The sequence below is a fragment of the Yersinia artesiana genome (assembly GCF_902726545.1).
Taxonomy (GTDB): Bacteria; Pseudomonadota; Gammaproteobacteria; order Enterobacterales; family Enterobacteriaceae; genus Yersinia; species Yersinia artesiana.
Genome location: NZ_CACVAD010000009.1, coordinates 12,293 through 29,228, shown reverse-complemented (window position 1 = coordinate 29,228; position 16,936 = coordinate 12,293). Strand labels below are relative to the sequence as shown.

Genomic DNA, 16,936 nt, shown 5'->3' with positions numbered 1-16,936 from the left:
ACCACGCAGTAGTTATGCTAACCATGCGGGCGCTTTAATAGTCAGCCCGCATGTGTTAACCGAATGAACGTCCTAGGAATAGAGGAATCAAATGGCTCGTAAAACACCCATTGAGCGCTATCGTAATATCGGTATCAGCGCTCACATCGACGCCGGTAAGACAACCACTACCGAACGTATCCTGTTTTACACCGGTGTAAACCATAAAATCGGTGAAGTTCATGACGGCGCAGCCACCATGGACTGGATGGAACAGGAGCAGGAGCGTGGTATTACCATTACTTCTGCGGCTACTACCTGCTTCTGGTCTGGTATGGCTAAACAGTTCGAACCACATCACGTCAATATCATTGACACCCCTGGGCACGTTGACTTCACCATCGAAGTAGAACGTTCCATGCGTGTTCTTGACGGCGCGGTAATGGTTTACTGTGCAGTTGGTGGTGTTCAGCCACAGTCTGAGACCGTATGGCGTCAGGCTAACAAATATAAAGTTCCACGCATTGCGTTCGTTAACAAAATGGACCGCATGGGTGCTAACTTCCTGAAAGTTGTTGGTCAGATTAAATCTCGTCTGGGCGCGAATCCAGTTCCATTGCAACTGGCAATCGGCGCGGAAGAGAAATTTACCGGTATTATCGACCTGGTAAAAATGAAAGCGATCAACTGGAACGAAGCTGATCAGGGCGTGACCTTCGAATACGAAGAGATCCCGGCTGATATGGCTGAACTGGCTGCTGAATGGCACCAGAATCTGGTTGAATCTGCTGCAGAAGCGTCAGAAGAGCTGATGGACAAATATTTGGGCGGCGAAGAGCTGACTGAAGAAGAAATCAAGAAAGCTCTGCGTCAACGCGTTCTGCGCAACGAAATTATCCTGGTTACCTGTGGTTCTGCGTTTAAAAACAAAGGCGTACAGGCAATGCTGGATGCGGTTATCGAATACCTGCCAGCACCAACTGATGTTGAAGCTATCAACGGTATTCTGGACGACGGTAAAGATACTCCGGCAGTTCGTCACTCAGACGACAAAGAGCCGTTCTCTGCACTGGCGTTCAAAATTGCAACCGACCCGTTTGTGGGTAACTTGACGTTCTTCCGTGTGTACTCTGGCGTTGTTAACTCCGGTGACACCGTGTTGAACTCAGTGCGTTCACAGCGTGAGCGTCTGGGCCGTATCGTACAGATGCATGCCAACAAACGTGAAGAGATCAAAGAAGTTCGTGCTGGCGACATCGCAGCAGCGATTGGTCTGAAAGACGTGACGACTGGTGACACCTTGTGTGACCCAGCTAATCCGATCATCTTGGAACGTATGGAGTTCCCAGAGCCAGTAATCTCTGTTGCCGTTGAACCAAAAACCAAAGCCGACCAAGAAAAAATGGGTATGGCTCTGGGTCGTCTGGCAAAAGAAGATCCATCATTCCGCGTTTGGACTGACGAAGAATCTGGTCAGACTATCATCGCTGGTATGGGTGAGCTGCACTTGGATATCCTGGTTGACCGTATGCGCCGCGAATTTAACGTGGAAGCAAACGTCGGTAAACCTCAGGTTGCATACCGTGAAACTATCCGCGAGACCGTTAAGGACGTGGAAGGTAAGCACGCTAAGCAATCAGGCGGTCGTGGTCAGTACGGTCATGTTGTTATCGACATGTCTCCGTTACCACCGGGTGGCGCTGGGTATGAATTCGTCAACGAAATCGTTGGTGGTTCTATTCCTAAAGAGTTCATCCCTGCTGTTGATAAAGGTATCCAGGAACAACTGAAAGCCGGTCCTCTGGCTGGTTACCCGGTTGTTGACGTTAAAATCCGTCTGCACTACGGTTCTTACCATGACGTTGACTCCTCAGAATTGGCGTTTAAATTAGCCGGTTCTATCGCCTTTAAAGAAGGGTTCAAACGAGCTAAACCAGTTCTGCTTGAGCCAATCATGAAGGTTGAAGTCGAAACCCCTGAAGATTACATGGGTGACGTAATGGGCGACCTTAACCGTCGTCGTGGTATCATCGAAGGTATGGAAGATACTGCTACCGGTAAAACCGTTCGCGTCAAGGTTCCGTTGTCTGAAATGTTCGGTTATGCTACTGACCTGCGTTCTCAGACTCAGGGCCGTGCTTCTTACTCCATGGAATTCCTGGAGTATGCTGAAGCACCTAGTAACGTCGCTAAAGCCGTTATCGAAGCCCGTGGCAAATAAGCTTTCGGGTTTAAAACAATGATCCAGTGCTCTCTCATAAGTGGGAGAGCACAAGAGTAAGGAATATAGTCGTGTCTAAAGAAAAATTTGAACGTACCAAACCCCATGTAAACGTCGGTACTATCGGCCACGTTGACCATGGTAAAACTACCCTGACAGCAGCAATCACCACCGTTTTGGCTAAAACCTACGGCGGTAGCGCTCGTGCTTTCGATCAGATCGATAACGCACCAGAAGAAAAAGCACGTGGTATCACCATCAACACTTCTCACGTTGAATATGACACCCCGTCACGTCACTATGCGCACGTTGACTGCCCAGGGCACGCCGACTACGTTAAAAACATGATCACCGGTGCTGCTCAGATGGATGGCGCTATCCTGGTTGTTGCTGCAACTGATGGCCCTATGCCACAGACTCGTGAGCACATCCTGTTGGGTCGCCAGGTTGGTGTTCCTTACATCATCGTATTCATGAACAAATGTGACATGGTTGACGATGAAGAGCTGCTGGAACTGGTAGAAATGGAAGTTCGTGAACTTCTTTCTGCTTACGATTTCCCAGGCGACGATCTGCCAGTAGTACGTGGTTCTGCTCTGAAAGCGCTGGAAGGCGAAGCAGAGTGGGAAGCTAAGATCATCGAACTGGCTGGCTACCTGGATTCTTACATCCCAGAACCAGAACGTGCTATCGACAAGCCGTTCCTGTTGCCAATCGAAGACGTATTCTCTATCTCTGGCCGTGGTACTGTTGTAACTGGTCGTGTAGAGCGCGGTATCGTTAAAGTTGGTGAAGAAGTAGAAATCGTTGGTATCAAAGATACTGCTAAATCTACTTGTACTGGCGTTGAAATGTTCCGCAAATTGCTGGACGAAGGCCGTGCTGGTGAGAACGTTGGTGTTCTGCTGCGTGGTATCAAACGTGAAGATATCGAACGTGGTCAAGTTCTGGCTAAACCAGGCTCTATCAAGCCACACACTACCTTTGAATCAGAAGTTTATATTCTGAGCAAAGATGAAGGCGGTCGTCATACTCCGTTCTTCAAAGGCTACCGTCCTCAGTTCTACTTCCGTACAACTGACGTAACCGGTACCATCGAACTGCCAGAAGGCGTCGAAATGGTGATGCCAGGTGACAACATCAACATGGTTGTTACTCTGATTCACCCAATCGCAATGGACGACGGTCTGCGTTTCGCAATCCGTGAAGGCGGCCGTACTGTAGGCGCTGGTGTTGTTGCTAAAGTTATCGCTTAATTGTTTTATTGATTAAGTAGAGGGCGCTTCGGCGCCCTTTTTATTGCCCAAAGTCAATAATCTTAATTGAAATAACTCGCATTCTTATTTACACTTGAAATACTGGTTAAGAAGTGAGTCATTTTATGTATGTCTGCCTGTGTAATGCGATATCTGACAAAGTTATCCGTAAAGTGGTACGTCAGCACCATCCACATACCATTCAACAATTGCGTCAACTAGTACCGATTGGTACCGACTGTGGAAAGTGTATTCGGCAGGCGAGAGAAATATTGATCGAGGAACGTGCCAACATTCCAGAAATGAACGATGTTGCCTAATAGTTAACCGGGAGAAGTTTTCCCCACACTTTGCCATCTGGTACTACACTTTTAGTACTGGAAGCGGAGGGTATTTCTATGAAAGGCGATAAAAAGATAATTGCACATCTCAACAAACTGCTCGGAAACGAGTTAGTTGCTATCAACCAATATTTTCTCCACGCCCGAATGTTTAAAAACTGGGGATTGATGCGCCTTAATGATAAGGAGTATCACGAATCCATCGACGAAATGAAACATGCTGACAAATATATTGAGCGTATCCTTTTCCTCGAAGGCATTCCTAATTTGCAGGACTTGGGGAAGCTGAATATAGGTGAAGACGTTGAGGAAATACTGAAGTCAGATCTAGCCCTTGAACTGGCGGGAGCGAAGGATCTTCGTGAAGGTATTGCCTATGCAGATTCGATACATGATTACGTCAGCCGTGATTTGTTGAAAGAAATTCTCGCTGATGAAGAAGGTCACATCGATTGGCTGGAAACAGAACTTAGCCTTATCGAACGTCTGGGAATACAGAATTACTCACAGGCTCAATTGGCAAAAGATTAACTCCTTCACCTAGCGTGCAGTCGCTCGCTTACCCGCCACAATATATTGAGTTAAAAGAGTGGGAGCCGGATCGGCCTCACTCTTTCTTATCTGCAAACCTTCAAACATAGCCATATTTTCCCCTAATTAAATTATCTGGTAAGTTTTCGCATAGATTTTCAACACTGGCTTGCTTCCTGCTGGTATTTACGTATAATGCGCGGGCCTACCTAATCTTGATAGGTCAGATTGAAACTAATCTGTCGGTTGCAGCCTAGTGCTAGAACCGAACAATACTCCCGATATGGGGGTTATATGTTGAACGATTACACTCCCCCATCAATCGAAATGGGTGTGAGGAGTAATCATTTACGTTTATAAATAATTGGAGCTCTGGTCTCATGCAGAACCAAAGAATCCGTATCCGCCTGAAAGCGTTTGATCATCGTTTGATCGATCAATCAACTGCGGAAATCGTCGAGACTGCCAAGCGCACTGGTGCGCAGGTTCGTGGTCCGATCCCGCTGCCAACTCGCAAAGAGCGCTTTACCGTTCTGATCTCCCCGCACGTCAATAAAGATGCGCGCGATCAGTACGAGATTCGCACTCACAAGCGTCTGGTTGACATCGTTGAGCCAACCGAGAAAACCGTTGATGCTCTGATGCGTCTGGATCTGGCTGCCGGTGTAGACGTGCAGATCAGCCTGGGTTAATCAGGTCATTGAGCGATTGAGAGGTTGAAACAATGATTGGTTTAGTCGGTAAGAAAGTGGGTATGACTCGTATCTTCACAGAAGATGGCGTTTCAATCCCAGTAACTGTTATCGAAATTGAAGCGAACCGCGTAACTCAGGTCAAAAGCCTGGAGAACGACGGATACCGTGCTGTACAAGTAACTACCGGTGCTAAAAAAGCTAACCGCGTTACTAAACCAGAAGCGGGTCATTTCGCTAAAGCTGGCGTAGAAGCTGGCCGTGGTCTGTGGGAATTCCGCCTTCCAGAAGGTCAAGAATTCACTGCTGGCCAAGAAATTAGCGTCGAGATTTTCGCTGACGTTAAGAAAGTTGACGTTACAGGTACGTCTAAAGGTAAAGGTTTTGCCGGTACTGTTAAGCGCTGGAACTTCCGTACCCAAGATGCTACCCATGGTAACTCCTTGTCTCACCGTGTTCCGGGTTCTATCGGTCAAAACCAGACTCCGGGCAAAGTGTTCAAAGGCAAGAAAATGGCTGGCCACCTGGGTGACGAGCGTGTAACCGTTCAAAGCCTGGACGTAGTACGTGTTGACGCTGAGCGCAACCTGCTGCTGGTTAAGGGTGCTGTACCGGGCGCAACCGGTGGCAACCTGATCGTTAAACCAGCTGTGAAGGCGTAAGGGGATAGCAATGGAATTAGTATTGAAAGACGCGCAAGGCGCGCTGACTGTTTCCGAAACTACCTTCGGTCGTGATTTCAACGAAGCGCTGGTACATCAGGTTGTTGTTGCTTATGCAGCAGGTGCCCGTCAAGGTACTCGTGCTCAGAAGACCCGCGCTGAAGTGACTGGTTCCGGTAAAAAACCGTGGCGCCAGAAAGGTACCGGCCGCGCACGTTCAGGTTCTGTAAAGAGCCCGATCTGGCGTTCAGGTGGCGTGACCTTTGCTGCGAAGCCTCAGGACCACAGTCAGAAAGTAAACAAAAAGATGTACCGCGGCGCGCTGAAAAGCATTTTGTCCGAATTGGTACGTCAAGATCGTCTGATCATTGTCGAAAAGTTCTCTGTTGAAGCACCTAAAACTAAGTTGCTGGCGCAGAAACTGAAAGATATGGCTCTGGAAGATGTGCTGATCATCACTGGTGAACTGGACGAGAACTTGTTCTTGGCAGCTCGCAACCTGTATAAGGTTGATGTCCGTGATGTAGCCGGTATTGACCCAGTTAGCCTGATCGCCTTCGACAAAGTGGTTATGACTGCTGATGCTGTGAAGCAAGTTGAGGAGATGCTGGCATGATTCGTGAAGAACGTCTGCTGAAAGTACTGCGCGCGCCGCATGTATCTGAAAAAGCGTCCGCTGCGATGGAAAAGAATAACACCATCGTTCTCAAAGTTGCCAAAGACGCGACCAAAGCAGAAATTAAAGCTGCAGTGCAGAAACTGTTTGAAGTCGAAGTCGAAGACGTTAACACCTTGCTGGTTAAAGGCAAGAGTAAGCGTCACGGTCAGCGTGTTGGTCGTCGTAGCGACTGGAAAAAAGCTTACGTCACCCTGAAAGAAGGCCAGAATCTGGACTTCATCGGCGGCGCAGAGTAAGTCGGAGGAGTAAACAATGGCAATTGTTAAATGTAAACCTACGTCTCCGGGTCGTCGCCACGTTGTTAAAGTGGTTAACCCTGAGCTGCACAAGGGTAAACCTTATGCCCCGTTGCTTGAGAAATTAAGCAAAAGCGGTGGCCGTAACAACAATGGCCGTATCACTACCCGTCATATCGGTGGTGGCCACAAGCAACATTATCGTCTGGTTGACTTCAAACGCAACAAAGATGGTATCCCTGCTGTGGTAGAGCGTCTGGAGTACGATCCGAACCGTTCCGCGAATATCGCGCTGGTTCTGTACAAAGACGGCGAACGCCGTTACATCCTGGCGCCGAAGGGCCTGAAAGCTGGTGACCAGATTCAATCTGGCGTTGATGCTGCAATTAAAGCAGGTAACACCCTGCCTATGCGTAACATCCCAGTTGGTTCAACGGTTCATAACGTAGAAATGAAACCAGGTAAAGGCGGCCAATTGGCTCGTTCTGCTGGTGCATACGTTCAGATCGTTGCTCGTGACGGTTCCTACGTTACTCTGCGTCTGCGCTCCGGCGAAATGCGCAAAGTTCTAGCTGATTGCCGCGCCACCTTAGGTGAAGTCGGTAACGCTGAACACATGCTGCGTGTCCTGGGTAAAGCAGGTGCTAGTCGTTGGCGTGGTATTCGTCCTACCGTTCGCGGTACGGCGATGAACCCGGTAGATCACCCACACGGTGGTGGTGAAGGTCGTAACTTTGGTAAGCACCCGGTAACCCCGTGGGGCGTTCAAACCAAAGGTAAGAAGACCCGTAGCAACAAGCGTACTGATAAGTTCATCGTACGTCGCCGTAGTAAAAAATAATTAGAGGATAAGCCATGCCACGTTCTCTCAAGAAAGGTCCCTTCATTGACCTGCACTTGCTGAAGAAGGTAGAGAAAGCGGTGGAAAGCGGAGACAAGAAGCCAATTCGGACTTGGTCCCGTCGTTCAACGGTCTTTCCAAATATGATCGGTTTGACCATCGCTGTCCATAATGGTCGTCAGCACGTTCCCGTTTTTGTTTCCGATGAAATGGTCGGTCACAAACTGGGCGAATTCGCGCCGACCCGTACTTATCGCGGCCATGCGGCCGATAAAAAGGCTAAAAAGCGCTAAGGTAGGAGGAAGAGATGGAAACTATCGCTAAACATCGCCACGCTCGTTCTTCTGCTCAGAAGGTTCGCTTGGTAGCGGACCTGATTCGCGGTAAGAAAGTGTCGCAAGCTCTGGAAACTCTGGCCTATACCAACAAGAAAGCTGCTGGTTTGGTTAAGAAGGTACTAGAGTCTGCCATTGCTAACGCAGAACACAACGATGGCGCTGACATCGATGATCTGAAAGTCGCGAAGATTTTCGTAGACGAAGGCCCTAGCATGAAGCGCATTATGCCGCGTGCAAAAGGTCGTGCAGATCGCATCCTGAAGCGCACCAGCCACATTACTGTGGTTGTGTCCGATCGCTGAGACTCTGGAGACTAGCAATGGGTCAGAAAGTACATCCTAATGGTATTCGACTAGGTATTGTCAAAGCTTGGAACTCTACCTGGTACGCAAATACCAAAGAATTCGCTGACAACCTGGACAGCGACTTTAAAGTTCGCCAATTCCTGACTAAGGAATTAGCGAAAGCTTCCGTTTCTCGCATCGTTATCGAGCGTCCAGCGAAGAGCATCCGTGTGACTATTCACACCGCTCGTCCTGGCATCGTTATCGGCAAGAAAGGTGAAGATGTCGAAAAACTGCGTAAGGTCGTAGCGGATATCGCTGGCGTTCCTGCACAGATTAACATCGCCGAAGTCCGTAAACCGGAACTGGACGCAAAATTGGTTGCTGATAGCATCACTTCACAGCTGGAACGTCGTGTTATGTTCCGTCGTGCTATGAAGCGTGCTGTACAGAACGCAATGCGTCTTGGCGCTAAAGGTATCAAAGTTGAAGTAAGCGGCCGTCTTGGCGGTGCTGAAATCGCGCGTACCGAATGGTACCGTGAAGGTCGTGTTCCGTTGCATACACTGCGTGCGGATATCGATTACAACACATCTGAAGCGCACACCACTTATGGTGTAATCGGCGTTAAGGTATGGATCTTCAAAGGTGAGATCTTGGGTGGTATGGCTGCTGTCGAACAACCGGAACCGGCTGCTCAACCTAAAAAGCAGCAGCGTAAAGGCCGCAAGTAAGGAGAATCGCTGATGTTACAACCAAAGCGTACAAAATTCCGTAAGATGCACAAAGGCCGCAACCGTGGCCTTGCGCAAGGTACGGATGTTAGCTTCGGTGAGTTCGGCCTGAAAGCTAGTGGCCGTTGCCGCCTGACGGCTCGTCAAATCGAAGCAGCCCGTCGTGCGATGACACGTGCAATTAAGCGTCAAGGTAAGGTCTGGATCCGTGTATTCCCGGACAAACCGATCACCGAGAAGCCGCTCGAAGTACGTATGGGTAAAGGTAAGGGTAACGTAGAATATTGGGTTGCCCTGATCCAGCCAGGAAAAGTTTTATTTGAAATGGCTGGTGTGCCGGAAGAAACTGCTCGCGAAGCATTTAAGCTCGCAGCAGCGAAACTGCCTGTAGGAACCACCTTTGTAACTAAGACGGTGATGTAATGAAAGCACAAGAGCTGCGTGAAAAAAGCGTTGAAGAGCTGAACACTGAGCTGCTCAACCTGCTGCGTGAGCAATTTAATTTGCGCATGCAGGCGGCTAGTGGCCAGCTGCAACAAACTCACCTGTCGAAGCAAGTGCGTCGTAATATCGCACGTGTTAAGACTTTACTGACTGAAAAGGCGGGTGCGTAATGACTGACCAAATCCGTACTCTGCAAGGTCGCGTAGTTAGTGACAAAATGGAGAAATCCATGGTTGTTGCTATCGAACGTGTGGTGAAGCACCCAATTTATGGGAAATTCATCCGTCGTACGACGAAATTGCATGTACATGACGAGAACAATGAATGTGGAATCGGTGACGTGGTAGAAATCCGCGAATGCCGTCCATTGTCAAAGACTAAGTCTTGGACACTTGTTCGCGTTGTAGAGAAAGCGATTCTGTAATAGAGTAGCCAACTCGAACATAATAAACGGCTCAGAAAGTGGGCCGTTTATTTTTTCTACCCATAATTTGGAAGCGGTGTTATAATGCTGCGCCCTCATTCATGGGGCTTTTAAACGACCTATTCTGGGTCCTAAAGTAGTAGTTGACATTAGCGGAGCACTAACATGATCCAAGAACAGACTATGCTGAACGTGGCCGACAACTCCGGTGCACGTCGCGTAATGTGTATCAAGGTTCTAGGTGGCTCGCACCGTCGCTACGCAGGCATCGGCGACATCATCAAGATCACCATCAAGGAAGCAATTCCTCGTGGCAAGGTTAAGAAAGGCGATGTTCTGAAGGCGGTAGTGGTGCGCACCAAGAAGGGTGTACGTCGCCCGGACGGTTCTGTCATTCGCTTCGATGGCAACGCTTGCGTTATTTTAAATAATAACAGCGAGCAGCCAATCGGCACGCGTATTTTTGGGCCGGTAACTCGTGAACTGCGTAATGAGAAGTTCATGAAAATTATCTCTCTGGCACCAGAAGTACTCTAAGGAGCGAACCATGGCAGCGAAAATCCGTCGTGATGACGAAGTTATCGTGCTAACCGGGAAAGACAAAGGTAAGCGCGGTAAAGTAAAGAATGTCCTGTCTGCTAGTAAGGTCATTGTTGAAGGTATCAACCTGGTTAAAAAACATCAGAAGCCGGTTCCGGCCCTGAACCAACCAGGTGGCATTGTTGAAAAAGAAGCTGCAATTCAAGTTTCCAACATTGCGCTGTTCAACGCGGCAACTGGTAAGGCTGACCGTGTAGGCTTTAGATTCGAAGACGGCAAAAAAGTCCGTTTCTTTAAATCTAATGGCGAAACTATCAAGTAATTTGGAGTAATACGATGGCGAAACTGCATGATTACTACAAAGACGAGGTAGTCAAACAACTGATGTCTCAGTTTGGCTACAACTCTGTCATGCAAGTCCCTCGGGTCGAGAAGATCACCCTGAACATGGGTGTTGGTGAAGCGATCGCTGACAAGAAACTGCTGGATAACGCAGCAGCTGACTTGGCAGCAATCTCCGGCCAAAAGCCGTTTATCACCAAAGCACGCAAATCTGTTGCAGGCTTCAAAATCCGTCAGGGCTATCCGATCGGCTGTAAAGTAACCCTGCGTGGCGAACGCATGTGGGAATTCTTTGAGCGTCTGATTACCATTGCTGTACCTCGTATCCGTGACTTCCGTGGCTTGTCCGCTAAGTCATTCGATGGTCGTGGTAACTACAGCATGGGTGTGCGCGAGCAGATCATCTTCCCGGAAATCGACTACGATAAAGTCGATCGTGTACGTGGTTTGGATATTACCATTACCACTACTGCGAAATCCGATGATGAAGGCCGTGCATTATTGGCTGCTTTTAAATTCCCATTCCGCAAGTAAGGTAGGGTTACTGATGGCTAAGCAATCAATGAAAGCACGCGAAGTCGTTCGCGTGAAACTAGCTAACAAATACCGCGCTCAACGCGAGGAATTAAAAGCTATTATCTCTGGTGTGAACTCATCCGACGAAGAACGTTGGAATGCTGTTCTGAAGCTGCAGTCTCTGCCGCGTGATTCCAGCCCGTCCCGTCAGCGTAACCGCTGCAACCAAACTGGTCGTCCGCATGGTTTCTTGCGGAAGTTCGGGTTGAGCCGTATTAAAGTCCGTGAAACCGCAATGCGCGGTGAAATCCCGGGCCTTAAAAAGGCTAGCTGGTAATTGTCACCAATTGAATCACGGGAGTAAAGACAGATGAGCATGCAAGATCCGATCGCGGATATGCTGACCCGTATCCGTAACGGTCAATCCGCAAACAAAGTCGCGGTCACCATGCCTTCCTCCAAGCTGAAAGTGGCAATTGCCAACGTTCTGAAGGAAGAAGGTTTTATTGAAGATTTTAAAGTCGAAGGCGACACCAAGCCTGTTCTGGAATTAGCTCTTAAGTATTTCCAGGGTAAGGCAGTGGTAGAAAGCATTCAACGTATCAGCCGTCCAGGTCTGCGCATCTATAAGAAAAAAGATGAGCTGCCAAAAGTTATGGCCGGTTTGGGTATCGCTGTTATTTCTACCTCTAAAGGTGTTATGACCGATCGTGCAGCTCGCCAAGCTGGTCTTGGTGGCGAGATTATCTGCTACGTAGCTTAATTCGGGAGGAAAGAATGTCTCGTGTTGCAAAAGCACCCGTCGTCATTCCTGCCGGCGTAGAGGTAAAACTCAACGGTCAGGTTATTTCGATTAAGGGTAAGAACGGCGAGCTGACTCGTACCGTCCATAGTGCTGTTGAAGTTAAGCAAGAAGAAAATACACTGACTTTCGCTCCACGCGAAGGCGCTGTAGACGGTTGGGCCCAAGCGGGTACCACTCGTGCACTGCTTAATGCAATGGTCATTGGTGTTACCGAAGGCTTCACTAAGAAGCTTCAATTGGTAGGTGTAGGTTACCGTGCCGCAGTTAAAGGCAACGTGGTGAATTTAGCTTTAGGCTTCTCTCATCCAGTTGACCATGAATTGCCGGCTGGCATCACTGCTGAATGTCCGACCCAAACTGAAATCGTGCTGAAAGGTGCTGATAAGCAGGTAATTGGTCAGGTTGCAGCAGATTTACGTGCCTACCGTCGTCCTGAGCCTTATAAAGGCAAGGGTGTCCGTTACGCCGACGAAGTCGTGCGTACCAAAGAGGCTAAGAAGAAGTAAGGTAACACTATGGATAAGAAAGCAGCTCGTATCCGTCGTGCGACCCGCGCACGCCGCAAGCTCAAAGAACTGGGTGCGACTCGCCTGGTGGTACATCGTACCCCACGCCATATTTACGCGCAGGTTATCGCACCAAACGGTTCTGAAATTTTGGTAGCAGCTTCTACTGTAGAAAAAGCTATCAATGAGCAATTGAAGTACGCCGGCAACAAAGATGCCGCCGCAGCTGTAGGTAAAGCTGTTGCAGAGCGCGCATTGGAAAAAGGGATCACGAAAGTATCCTTTGACCGTTCCGGTTTCCAATATCATGGTCGAGTCCAGGCACTGGCAGATGCTGCCCGTGAAGCTGGCCTTCAGTTCTAAGGTAGAGGTGTAAGATGTCTCACATCGAAAAACAAGCTGGCGAACTGCAGGAAAAGCTGATCGCGGTAAACCGCGTATCTAAAACCGTAAAAGGTGGCCGTATTTTCAGCTTTACCGCACTGACAGTAGTTGGTGATGGTAACGGTCGCGTTGGTTTTGGCTACGGCAAAGCACGCGAAGTTCCGGCAGCGATCCAGAAAGCGATGGAAAAAGCCCGTCGCGCTATGATTAATGTTGCTTTGGATAACGGTACTCTGCAGCACCCTGTTAAAGGTGCTCACACAGGTTCCCGTGTATTCATGCAACCAGCTTCTGAAGGTACCGGTATCATCGCCGGTGGTGCAATGCGCGCCGTCTTAGAAGTTGCAGGGGTTCATAACGTTTTAGCTAAAGCATATGGTTCTACTAACCCGATCAACGTGGTTCGTGCAACTATCGCTGCTTTAGAAGATATGAAATCCCCAGAAATGGTCGCTGCTAAGCGTGGTAAGTCCGTCGAAGAAATTCTAGGGAAATAACCATGGCAAAGACTATTAAAGTAACTCAAACAAAAAGCAGTATCGGTCGTTTGCCAAAACATAAGGCAACTCTGATCGGTTTAGGTCTGCGTCGTATTGGTCATACTGTAGAGCGTGAGGATACTCCTGCTGTACGTGGTATGGTCAACTTGGTTTCCTACATGGTTAAAGTTGAGGAGTAACAGATGCGTTTAAATACTCTGTCTCCGGCTGAAGGTGCCAAGCATGCGCCGAAGCGTGTAGGTCGTGGTATCGGTTCTGGCCTGGGTAAAACTGCTGGTCGTGGTCACAAAGGTCAGAACTCACGTTCTGGTGGTGGCGTACGTCGTGGTTTTGAAGGTGGTCAGATGCCTTTATATCGTCGTTTGCCGAAATTCGGCTTCACCTCTCGCAAAGCTATGATCACGGCAGAAGTTCGTCTGTCTGAACTGGCTTTAGTGGAAGGCGACGTAATCGACCTGAACACGCTGAAAGCCGCTAACGTTGTTGGTACCCAGATTGAGTTCGCGAAAGTTATGCTTTCTGGCGAAATCGGTCGTGCGGTAACTCTTCGTGGTCTGCGTGTCACCAAAGGCGCTCGTGCTGCTATCGAAGCTGCTGGCGGTAAAATTGAGGAATAAGTAGCAGATGGCTAAGCAACCAGGATTAGATTTTCAAAGTGCTAAAGGCGGATTAGGCGAACTGAAGCGCAGACTTTTGTTTGTTATCGGTGCGCTTATTGTTTTCCGTATCGGCTCTTTTATTCCGATTCCTGGTATCGATGCCACTGTGCTTGCTAAATTGCTCGAGCAGCAGAGAGGGACCATCATTGAAATGTTTAACATGTTCTCTGGTGGTGCTCTCAGTCGTGCTTCTATCTTTGCCTTGGGTATCATGCCGTATATTTCGGCGTCGATTATTATCCAACTGCTGACGGTGGTTCATCCAGCGTTAGCAGAAATAAAGAAAGAAGGGGAGGCTGGCCGTCGTAAGATTAGTCAGTATACCCGCTATGGCACGTTGGTATTGGCTATATTCCAATCGATCGGTATTGCTACCGGTCTACCGAATATGCCTGGGATGCAAGGTCTGGTAATCAATCCAGGCTTTGCCTTCTATTTTACCGCTGTTGTTAGCTTGGTCACAGGGACTATGTTCTTGATGTGGCTTGGCGAACAGATTACTGAGCGTGGTATCGGTAACGGTATTTCAATCATAATCTTTGCTGGTATTGTTGCCGGTCTTCCACCTGCAATAGCCCATACCATCGAGCAAGCTCGGCAAGGCGACCTGCACTTCCTCCTGTTGCTGTTGGTTGCAGTATTAGTGTTTGCAGTAACCTTCTTCGTTGTTTTCATTGAACGTGGTCAGCGTCGTATTGTCGTTAACTATGCTAAACGTCAACAAGGTCGTCGTGTTTATGCAGCACAGAGCACACACTTACCGTTGAAAGTGAATATGGCGGGGGTTATCCCTGCAATCTTTGCTTCCAGCATAATTCTGTTCCCTGCCACGATTGCATCATGGTTTGGGGGTGGGACAGGCTGGAACTGGCTGACGACTATTTCGATGTATTTGCAGCCGGGACAGCCGCTTTATGTGTTACTCTATGCGTCTGCAATCATCTTCTTCTGTTTCTTCTACACGGCGTTGGTGTTTAACCCGCGTGAAACAGCAGATAACCTGAAGAAGTCCGGTGCATTCGTGCCAGGAATTCGTCCGGGAGAGCAAACGGCGAAGTACATCGATAAAGTAATGACGCGTCTAACCTTAATTGGTGCGATGTATATTACTTTCATCTGCCTGATCCCGGAGTTCATGCGTGACGCGATGAAAGTACCATTTTACTTTGGTGGTACCTCCCTACTTATCGTAGTGGTGGTCATCATGGACTTTATGGCTCAAGTGCAAACTCTGATGATGTCTAGTCAATATGAGTCTGCATTGAAGAAAGCAAACCTGAAAGGCTATAACCGCTAATTCAGGGATGTTTGAGAAGTTACGGAGAGTAAAAATGAAAGTTCGTGCTTCCGTCAAGAAATTATGTCGTAACTGCAAAATTGTTAAGCGTAACGGTGTCGTTCGCGTAATCTGCAGTGCCGAACCAAAGCATAAACAGCGTCAAGGCTGATTTATCTTGCATATTTTTCTTGCAAAGTTGGGTTGAGCTGGCTAGATTAGCCAGCCAATCTTTTGTATGTGACTGCAATGCTATTTGAGTATCCTGAAAACGGGCTTTTCAGAATGGTATTGCTGTATAAAATAGTAGGAGTGCATAGTGGCCCGTATAGCAGGCATTAACATTCCTGATCAGAAACATACCGTTATCGCTTTAACTGCGATCTACGGCATCGGTAAGACCCGTTCACAGGCTATCTGTGTCGCTGCGGGTATTGCTGAACATGTTAAGATCAGTGAGCTGTCTGAAGAGCAAATCGAGAAGCTGCGTGACGAAGTTGCCAAGTACGTTGTAGAAGGTGATCTGCGTCGTGAGGTGACCCTGAGCATCAAGCGTCTGATGGACCTTGGGACTTATCGTGGTTTGCGTCATCGTCGTGGTCTACCAGTTCGCGGTCAGCGTACTAAGACCAACGCACGTACCCGTAAGGGTCCGCGTAAACCGATCAAGAAATAATCGGGGTGATTGAATAATGGCAAAGGCACCTATTCGTGCACGCAAGCGTGTAAGAAAGACAGTCTCTGACGGTGTGGCTCATATCCATGCTTCTTTCAACAACACCATCGTTACCATTACAGATCGTCAAGGTAACGCATTGGGTTGGGCAACAGCAGGTGGTTCCGGTTTCCGTGGATCTCGTAAGTCTACTCCGTTTGCAGCGCAAGTTGCAGCAGAGCGCTGCGCTGACGCAGTGAAAGAATACGGTATCAAGAATCTGGAAGTTATGGTTAAAGGACCTGGTCCGGGCCGTGAGTCTACTATCCGTGCGTTAAACGCGGCTGGTTTCCGCATCACTAATATTACTGATGTGACTCCGATCCCTCATAACGGTTGTCGTCCGCCGAAAAAGCGCCGCGTATAACGCTGCTTTTAGGTTTGTTGGAGAGAGAAAATGGCAAGATATTTGGGTCCTAAGCTCAAGCTGAGCCGTCGTGAGGGCACAGACCTGTTCCTTAAGTCTGGCGTTCGCGCGATTGACACCAAGTGTAAGATTGAACAACCACCTGGCCAGCACGGTGCGCGTAAACCGCGTCTGTCTGACTACGGTGTGCAGTTACGTGAGAAACAAAAAGTTCGCCGTATCTATGGTGTTCTAGAACGTCAATTCCGTAACTACTATAAAGAAGCAGCACGTCTTAAAGGCAACACAGGTGCAAACCTGTTGCAATTGCTGGAAGGCCGTCTGGATAACGTAGTTTACCGTATGGGCTTTGGCGCAACTCGTGCTGAATCACGTCAGCTGGTTAGTCATAAAGCTATCATGGTAAATGGTCGCGTTGTTAACATCGCTTCTTATCAGGTATCTCCGAATGACGTAGTCAGCATCCGTGAGAAAGCTAAAAAGCAGTCTCGTGTTAAGGCAGCTTTGGAGCTGGCTGAGCAGCGTGAAAAGCCGACTTGGCTGGAAGTTGATGCTGTTAAGATGGAAGGTGTGTTCAAACGTATTCCTGAACGTACTGATCTGTCTGCGGACATTAACGAACACCTGATCGTCGAGCTTTACTCCAAGTAAAGCTTAGTACCAA

General features: G+C 48.5%; 30 protein-coding genes. All 30 read left to right on the top strand.

Annotated features, from left to right (window positions below):
• The first annotated feature begins 91 nt into the window (after positions 1-91).
• The 30 genes from fusA (at position 92) to rpsD (ending at position 16,923) form a co-directional block, all read left to right on the top strand.
• A complete protein-coding gene (gene fusA / locus HU019_RS04590; RefSeq protein WP_050076772.1) occupies positions 92-2,200 on the top strand; it encodes an elongation factor G in 2,109 nt (702 codons plus the stop codon).
• A gap of 71 nt (positions 2,201-2,271) precedes the next feature.
• The gene (tuf, locus tag HU019_RS04585) at positions 2,272-3,456 is read left to right on the top strand and encodes an elongation factor Tu (protein ID WP_050076773.1); all 1,185 of its coding nucleotides are present in this window, start codon (positions 2,272-2,274) and stop codon (positions 3,454-3,456) included.
• 125 nt (positions 3,457-3,581) lie between these two features.
• Complete coding sequence (gene bfd / locus HU019_RS04580) at positions 3,582-3,776, top strand: bacterioferritin-associated ferredoxin (RefSeq protein WP_032911071.1); 195 nt, start codon at positions 3,582-3,584, stop codon at positions 3,774-3,776.
• 78 nt (positions 3,777-3,854) lie between these two features.
• On the top strand, positions 3,855-4,328 hold the full coding sequence (gene bfr / locus HU019_RS04575; protein ID WP_005174628.1) for a bacterioferritin: 474 nt from the start codon (positions 3,855-3,857) through the stop codon (positions 4,326-4,328).
• A gap of 380 nt (positions 4,329-4,708) precedes the next feature.
• On the top strand, positions 4,709-5,020 hold the full coding sequence (gene rpsJ / locus HU019_RS04570; RefSeq protein WP_001181005.1) for a 30S ribosomal protein S10: 312 nt from the start codon (positions 4,709-4,711) through the stop codon (positions 5,018-5,020).
• Between the two features lie 32 nt (positions 5,021-5,052).
• Entirely contained in the window at positions 5,053-5,682 is a 630-nt protein-coding gene (gene rplC, locus HU019_RS04565; RefSeq protein WP_004709250.1) for a 50S ribosomal protein L3, read from the top strand.
• Between the two features lie 10 nt (positions 5,683-5,692).
• Positions 5,693-6,298: a 50S ribosomal protein L4 gene (gene rplD, locus HU019_RS04560; protein ID WP_005159836.1), complete on the top strand. Its 606-nt coding sequence runs from the start codon at positions 5,693-5,695 to the stop codon at positions 6,296-6,298.
• The gene (rplW, locus tag HU019_RS04555; RefSeq protein ID WP_005159841.1) at positions 6,295-6,597 is read left to right on the top strand and encodes a 50S ribosomal protein L23; all 303 of its coding nucleotides are present in this window, start codon (positions 6,295-6,297) and stop codon (positions 6,595-6,597) included. The genes rplD and rplW overlap by 4 nt, the downstream gene beginning before the upstream one ends.
• Before the next feature lie 16 nt (positions 6,598-6,613).
• The gene (rplB, locus tag HU019_RS04550; RefSeq protein ID WP_004709246.1) at positions 6,614-7,438 is read left to right on the top strand and encodes a 50S ribosomal protein L2; all 825 of its coding nucleotides are present in this window, start codon (positions 6,614-6,616) and stop codon (positions 7,436-7,438) included.
• A gap of 14 nt (positions 7,439-7,452) precedes the next feature.
• Positions 7,453-7,731 carry a 30S ribosomal protein S19 gene (gene rpsS, locus HU019_RS04545; protein WP_002213430.1) on the top strand — a complete coding sequence of 93 codons (279 nt, stop codon included), beginning with the start codon at positions 7,453-7,455 and terminating at the stop codon, positions 7,729-7,731.
• Positions 7,732-7,745: 14 nt separating this feature from the next.
• Positions 7,746-8,078, top strand: a complete 333-nt coding sequence (gene rplV, locus HU019_RS04540; protein ID WP_045049849.1) for a 50S ribosomal protein L22 — start codon at positions 7,746-7,748, stop codon at positions 8,076-8,078.
• Positions 8,079-8,095: 17 nt separating this feature from the next.
• Entirely contained in the window at positions 8,096-8,794 is a 699-nt protein-coding gene (gene rpsC / locus HU019_RS04535) for a 30S ribosomal protein S3 (protein WP_002221644.1), read from the top strand.
• Between the two features lie 12 nt (positions 8,795-8,806).
• Entirely contained in the window at positions 8,807-9,217 is a 411-nt protein-coding gene (gene rplP, locus HU019_RS04530; protein WP_174847921.1) for a 50S ribosomal protein L16, read from the top strand.
• The gene (rpmC, locus tag HU019_RS04525) at positions 9,217-9,408 is read left to right on the top strand and encodes a 50S ribosomal protein L29 (RefSeq protein WP_005159843.1); all 192 of its coding nucleotides are present in this window, start codon (positions 9,217-9,219) and stop codon (positions 9,406-9,408) included. Before rplP ends, rpmC begins: the two co-directional genes overlap by 1 nt.
• Entirely contained in the window at positions 9,408-9,662 is a 255-nt protein-coding gene (rpsQ, locus tag HU019_RS04520) for a 30S ribosomal protein S17 (RefSeq protein WP_002228135.1), read from the top strand. Before rpmC ends, rpsQ begins: the two co-directional genes overlap by 1 nt.
• 165 nt (positions 9,663-9,827) lie before the next feature.
• Positions 9,828-10,199 carry a 50S ribosomal protein L14 gene (gene rplN, locus HU019_RS04515; protein WP_002213325.1) on the top strand — a complete coding sequence of 124 codons (372 nt, stop codon included), beginning with the start codon at positions 9,828-9,830 and terminating at the stop codon, positions 10,197-10,199.
• A gap of 10 nt (positions 10,200-10,209) precedes the next feature.
• On the top strand, positions 10,210-10,524 hold the full coding sequence (gene rplX, locus HU019_RS04510) for a 50S ribosomal protein L24 (RefSeq protein WP_050076774.1): 315 nt from the start codon (positions 10,210-10,212) through the stop codon (positions 10,522-10,524).
• 14 nt (positions 10,525-10,538) lie between these two features.
• Positions 10,539-11,078, top strand: coding sequence for a 50S ribosomal protein L5 (gene rplE, locus HU019_RS04505; RefSeq protein ID WP_004391419.1), 540 nt, complete (start codon positions 10,539-10,541; stop codon positions 11,076-11,078).
• A 13-nt stretch (positions 11,079-11,091) separates the two neighbouring features.
• Positions 11,092-11,397: a 30S ribosomal protein S14 gene (gene rpsN / locus HU019_RS04500; RefSeq protein ID WP_050076775.1), complete on the top strand. Its 306-nt coding sequence runs from the start codon at positions 11,092-11,094 to the stop codon at positions 11,395-11,397.
• Between the two features lie 33 nt (positions 11,398-11,430).
• Complete coding sequence (gene rpsH, locus HU019_RS04495) at positions 11,431-11,823, top strand: 30S ribosomal protein S8 (RefSeq protein ID WP_005159858.1); 393 nt, start codon at positions 11,431-11,433, stop codon at positions 11,821-11,823.
• A gap of 14 nt (positions 11,824-11,837) precedes the next feature.
• Positions 11,838-12,371: a 50S ribosomal protein L6 gene (rplF, locus tag HU019_RS04490; protein ID WP_005159860.1), complete on the top strand. Its 534-nt coding sequence runs from the start codon at positions 11,838-11,840 to the stop codon at positions 12,369-12,371.
• A gap of 9 nt (positions 12,372-12,380) precedes the next feature.
• Positions 12,381-12,734: a 50S ribosomal protein L18 gene (gene rplR / locus HU019_RS04485; protein WP_004391413.1), complete on the top strand. Its 354-nt coding sequence runs from the start codon at positions 12,381-12,383 to the stop codon at positions 12,732-12,734.
• A 14-nt stretch (positions 12,735-12,748) separates the two neighbouring features.
• Positions 12,749-13,252, top strand: a complete 504-nt coding sequence (gene rpsE, locus HU019_RS04480) for a 30S ribosomal protein S5 (RefSeq protein WP_004391412.1) — start codon at positions 12,749-12,751, stop codon at positions 13,250-13,252.
• 2 nt (positions 13,253-13,254) lie between these two features.
• On the top strand, positions 13,255-13,434 hold the full coding sequence (rpmD, locus tag HU019_RS04475) for a 50S ribosomal protein L30 (RefSeq protein WP_002213339.1): 180 nt from the start codon (positions 13,255-13,257) through the stop codon (positions 13,432-13,434).
• Between the two features lie 3 nt (positions 13,435-13,437).
• A complete protein-coding gene (gene rplO / locus HU019_RS04470) occupies positions 13,438-13,872 on the top strand; it encodes a 50S ribosomal protein L15 (protein ID WP_174847920.1) in 435 nt (144 codons plus the stop codon).
• A 7-nt stretch (positions 13,873-13,879) separates the two neighbouring features.
• Positions 13,880-15,211, top strand: coding sequence for a preprotein translocase subunit SecY (gene secY / locus HU019_RS04465; protein ID WP_002213344.1), 1,332 nt, complete (start codon positions 13,880-13,882; stop codon positions 15,209-15,211).
• A 34-nt stretch (positions 15,212-15,245) separates the two neighbouring features.
• Positions 15,246-15,362 (top strand): 50S ribosomal protein L36, encoded by a 117-nt coding sequence (gene rpmJ, locus HU019_RS04460; protein ID WP_002227352.1) that lies wholly within the window; start codon positions 15,246-15,248, stop codon positions 15,360-15,362.
• A 147-nt stretch (positions 15,363-15,509) separates the two neighbouring features.
• Positions 15,510-15,866 (top strand): 30S ribosomal protein S13, encoded by a 357-nt coding sequence (gene rpsM, locus HU019_RS04455; protein WP_050076776.1) that lies wholly within the window; start codon positions 15,510-15,512, stop codon positions 15,864-15,866.
• Between the two features lie 16 nt (positions 15,867-15,882).
• The gene (gene rpsK, locus HU019_RS04450) at positions 15,883-16,272 is read left to right on the top strand and encodes a 30S ribosomal protein S11 (protein ID WP_004709234.1); all 390 of its coding nucleotides are present in this window, start codon (positions 15,883-15,885) and stop codon (positions 16,270-16,272) included.
• A gap of 30 nt (positions 16,273-16,302) precedes the next feature.
• Entirely contained in the window at positions 16,303-16,923 is a 621-nt protein-coding gene (gene rpsD, locus HU019_RS04445; RefSeq protein ID WP_002218949.1) for a 30S ribosomal protein S4, read from the top strand.
• Positions 16,924-16,936: the final 13 nt, after the last annotated feature.

What these genes read in the sequence shown, in the direction of transcription:
- rplP (WP_174847921.1), top strand. Translation starts at nt 8,807, where the DNA reads ATGTTACAACCAAAGCGTACAAAATTCCGTAAGATGCACAAAGGCCGC.
- rpmD (WP_002213339.1), top strand. Translation starts at nt 13,255, where the DNA reads ATGGCAAAGACTATTAAAGTAACTCAAACAAAAAGCAGTATCGGTCGT.
- bfd (WP_032911071.1), top strand. Translation starts at nt 3,582, where the DNA reads ATGTATGTCTGCCTGTGTAATGCGATATCTGACAAAGTTATCCGTAAA.
- rplR (WP_004391413.1), top strand. Translation starts at nt 12,381, where the DNA reads ATGGATAAGAAAGCAGCTCGTATCCGTCGTGCGACCCGCGCACGCCGC.
- rpsN (WP_050076775.1), top strand. Translation starts at nt 11,092, where the DNA reads ATGGCTAAGCAATCAATGAAAGCACGCGAAGTCGTTCGCGTGAAACTA.
- fusA (WP_050076772.1), top strand. Translation starts at nt 92, where the DNA reads ATGGCTCGTAAAACACCCATTGAGCGCTATCGTAATATCGGTATCAGC.
- rpsS (WP_002213430.1), top strand. Translation starts at nt 7,453, where the DNA reads ATGCCACGTTCTCTCAAGAAAGGTCCCTTCATTGACCTGCACTTGCTG.
- rplF (WP_005159860.1), top strand. Translation starts at nt 11,838, where the DNA reads ATGTCTCGTGTTGCAAAAGCACCCGTCGTCATTCCTGCCGGCGTAGAG.
- rplW (WP_005159841.1), top strand. Translation starts at nt 6,295, where the DNA reads ATGATTCGTGAAGAACGTCTGCTGAAAGTACTGCGCGCGCCGCATGTA.
- rpsC (WP_002221644.1), top strand. Translation starts at nt 8,096, where the DNA reads ATGGGTCAGAAAGTACATCCTAATGGTATTCGACTAGGTATTGTCAAA.
- rpmC (WP_005159843.1), top strand. Translation starts at nt 9,217, where the DNA reads ATGAAAGCACAAGAGCTGCGTGAAAAAAGCGTTGAAGAGCTGAACACT.
- rplD (WP_005159836.1), top strand. Translation starts at nt 5,693, where the DNA reads ATGGAATTAGTATTGAAAGACGCGCAAGGCGCGCTGACTGTTTCCGAA.
- rplO (WP_174847920.1), top strand. Translation starts at nt 13,438, where the DNA reads ATGCGTTTAAATACTCTGTCTCCGGCTGAAGGTGCCAAGCATGCGCCG.
- rpsQ (WP_002228135.1), top strand. Translation starts at nt 9,408, where the DNA reads ATGACTGACCAAATCCGTACTCTGCAAGGTCGCGTAGTTAGTGACAAA.
- rpsK (WP_004709234.1), top strand. Translation starts at nt 15,883, where the DNA reads ATGGCAAAGGCACCTATTCGTGCACGCAAGCGTGTAAGAAAGACAGTC.
- rpsD (WP_002218949.1), top strand. Translation starts at nt 16,303, where the DNA reads ATGGCAAGATATTTGGGTCCTAAGCTCAAGCTGAGCCGTCGTGAGGGC.
- secY (WP_002213344.1), top strand. Translation starts at nt 13,880, where the DNA reads ATGGCTAAGCAACCAGGATTAGATTTTCAAAGTGCTAAAGGCGGATTA.
- bfr (WP_005174628.1), top strand. Translation starts at nt 3,855, where the DNA reads ATGAAAGGCGATAAAAAGATAATTGCACATCTCAACAAACTGCTCGGA.
- rpsE (WP_004391412.1), top strand. Translation starts at nt 12,749, where the DNA reads ATGTCTCACATCGAAAAACAAGCTGGCGAACTGCAGGAAAAGCTGATC.
- rplV (WP_045049849.1), top strand. Translation starts at nt 7,746, where the DNA reads ATGGAAACTATCGCTAAACATCGCCACGCTCGTTCTTCTGCTCAGAAG.
- rplE (WP_004391419.1), top strand. Translation starts at nt 10,539, where the DNA reads ATGGCGAAACTGCATGATTACTACAAAGACGAGGTAGTCAAACAACTG.
- rpsH (WP_005159858.1), top strand. Translation starts at nt 11,431, where the DNA reads ATGAGCATGCAAGATCCGATCGCGGATATGCTGACCCGTATCCGTAAC.
- rpsJ (WP_001181005.1), top strand. Translation starts at nt 4,709, where the DNA reads ATGCAGAACCAAAGAATCCGTATCCGCCTGAAAGCGTTTGATCATCGT.
- rplC (WP_004709250.1), top strand. Translation starts at nt 5,053, where the DNA reads ATGATTGGTTTAGTCGGTAAGAAAGTGGGTATGACTCGTATCTTCACA.
- rplX (WP_050076774.1), top strand. Translation starts at nt 10,210, where the DNA reads ATGGCAGCGAAAATCCGTCGTGATGACGAAGTTATCGTGCTAACCGGG.
- rplB (WP_004709246.1), top strand. Translation starts at nt 6,614, where the DNA reads ATGGCAATTGTTAAATGTAAACCTACGTCTCCGGGTCGTCGCCACGTT.
- rpmJ (WP_002227352.1), top strand. Translation starts at nt 15,246, where the DNA reads ATGAAAGTTCGTGCTTCCGTCAAGAAATTATGTCGTAACTGCAAAATT.
- rplN (WP_002213325.1), top strand. Translation starts at nt 9,828, where the DNA reads ATGATCCAAGAACAGACTATGCTGAACGTGGCCGACAACTCCGGTGCA.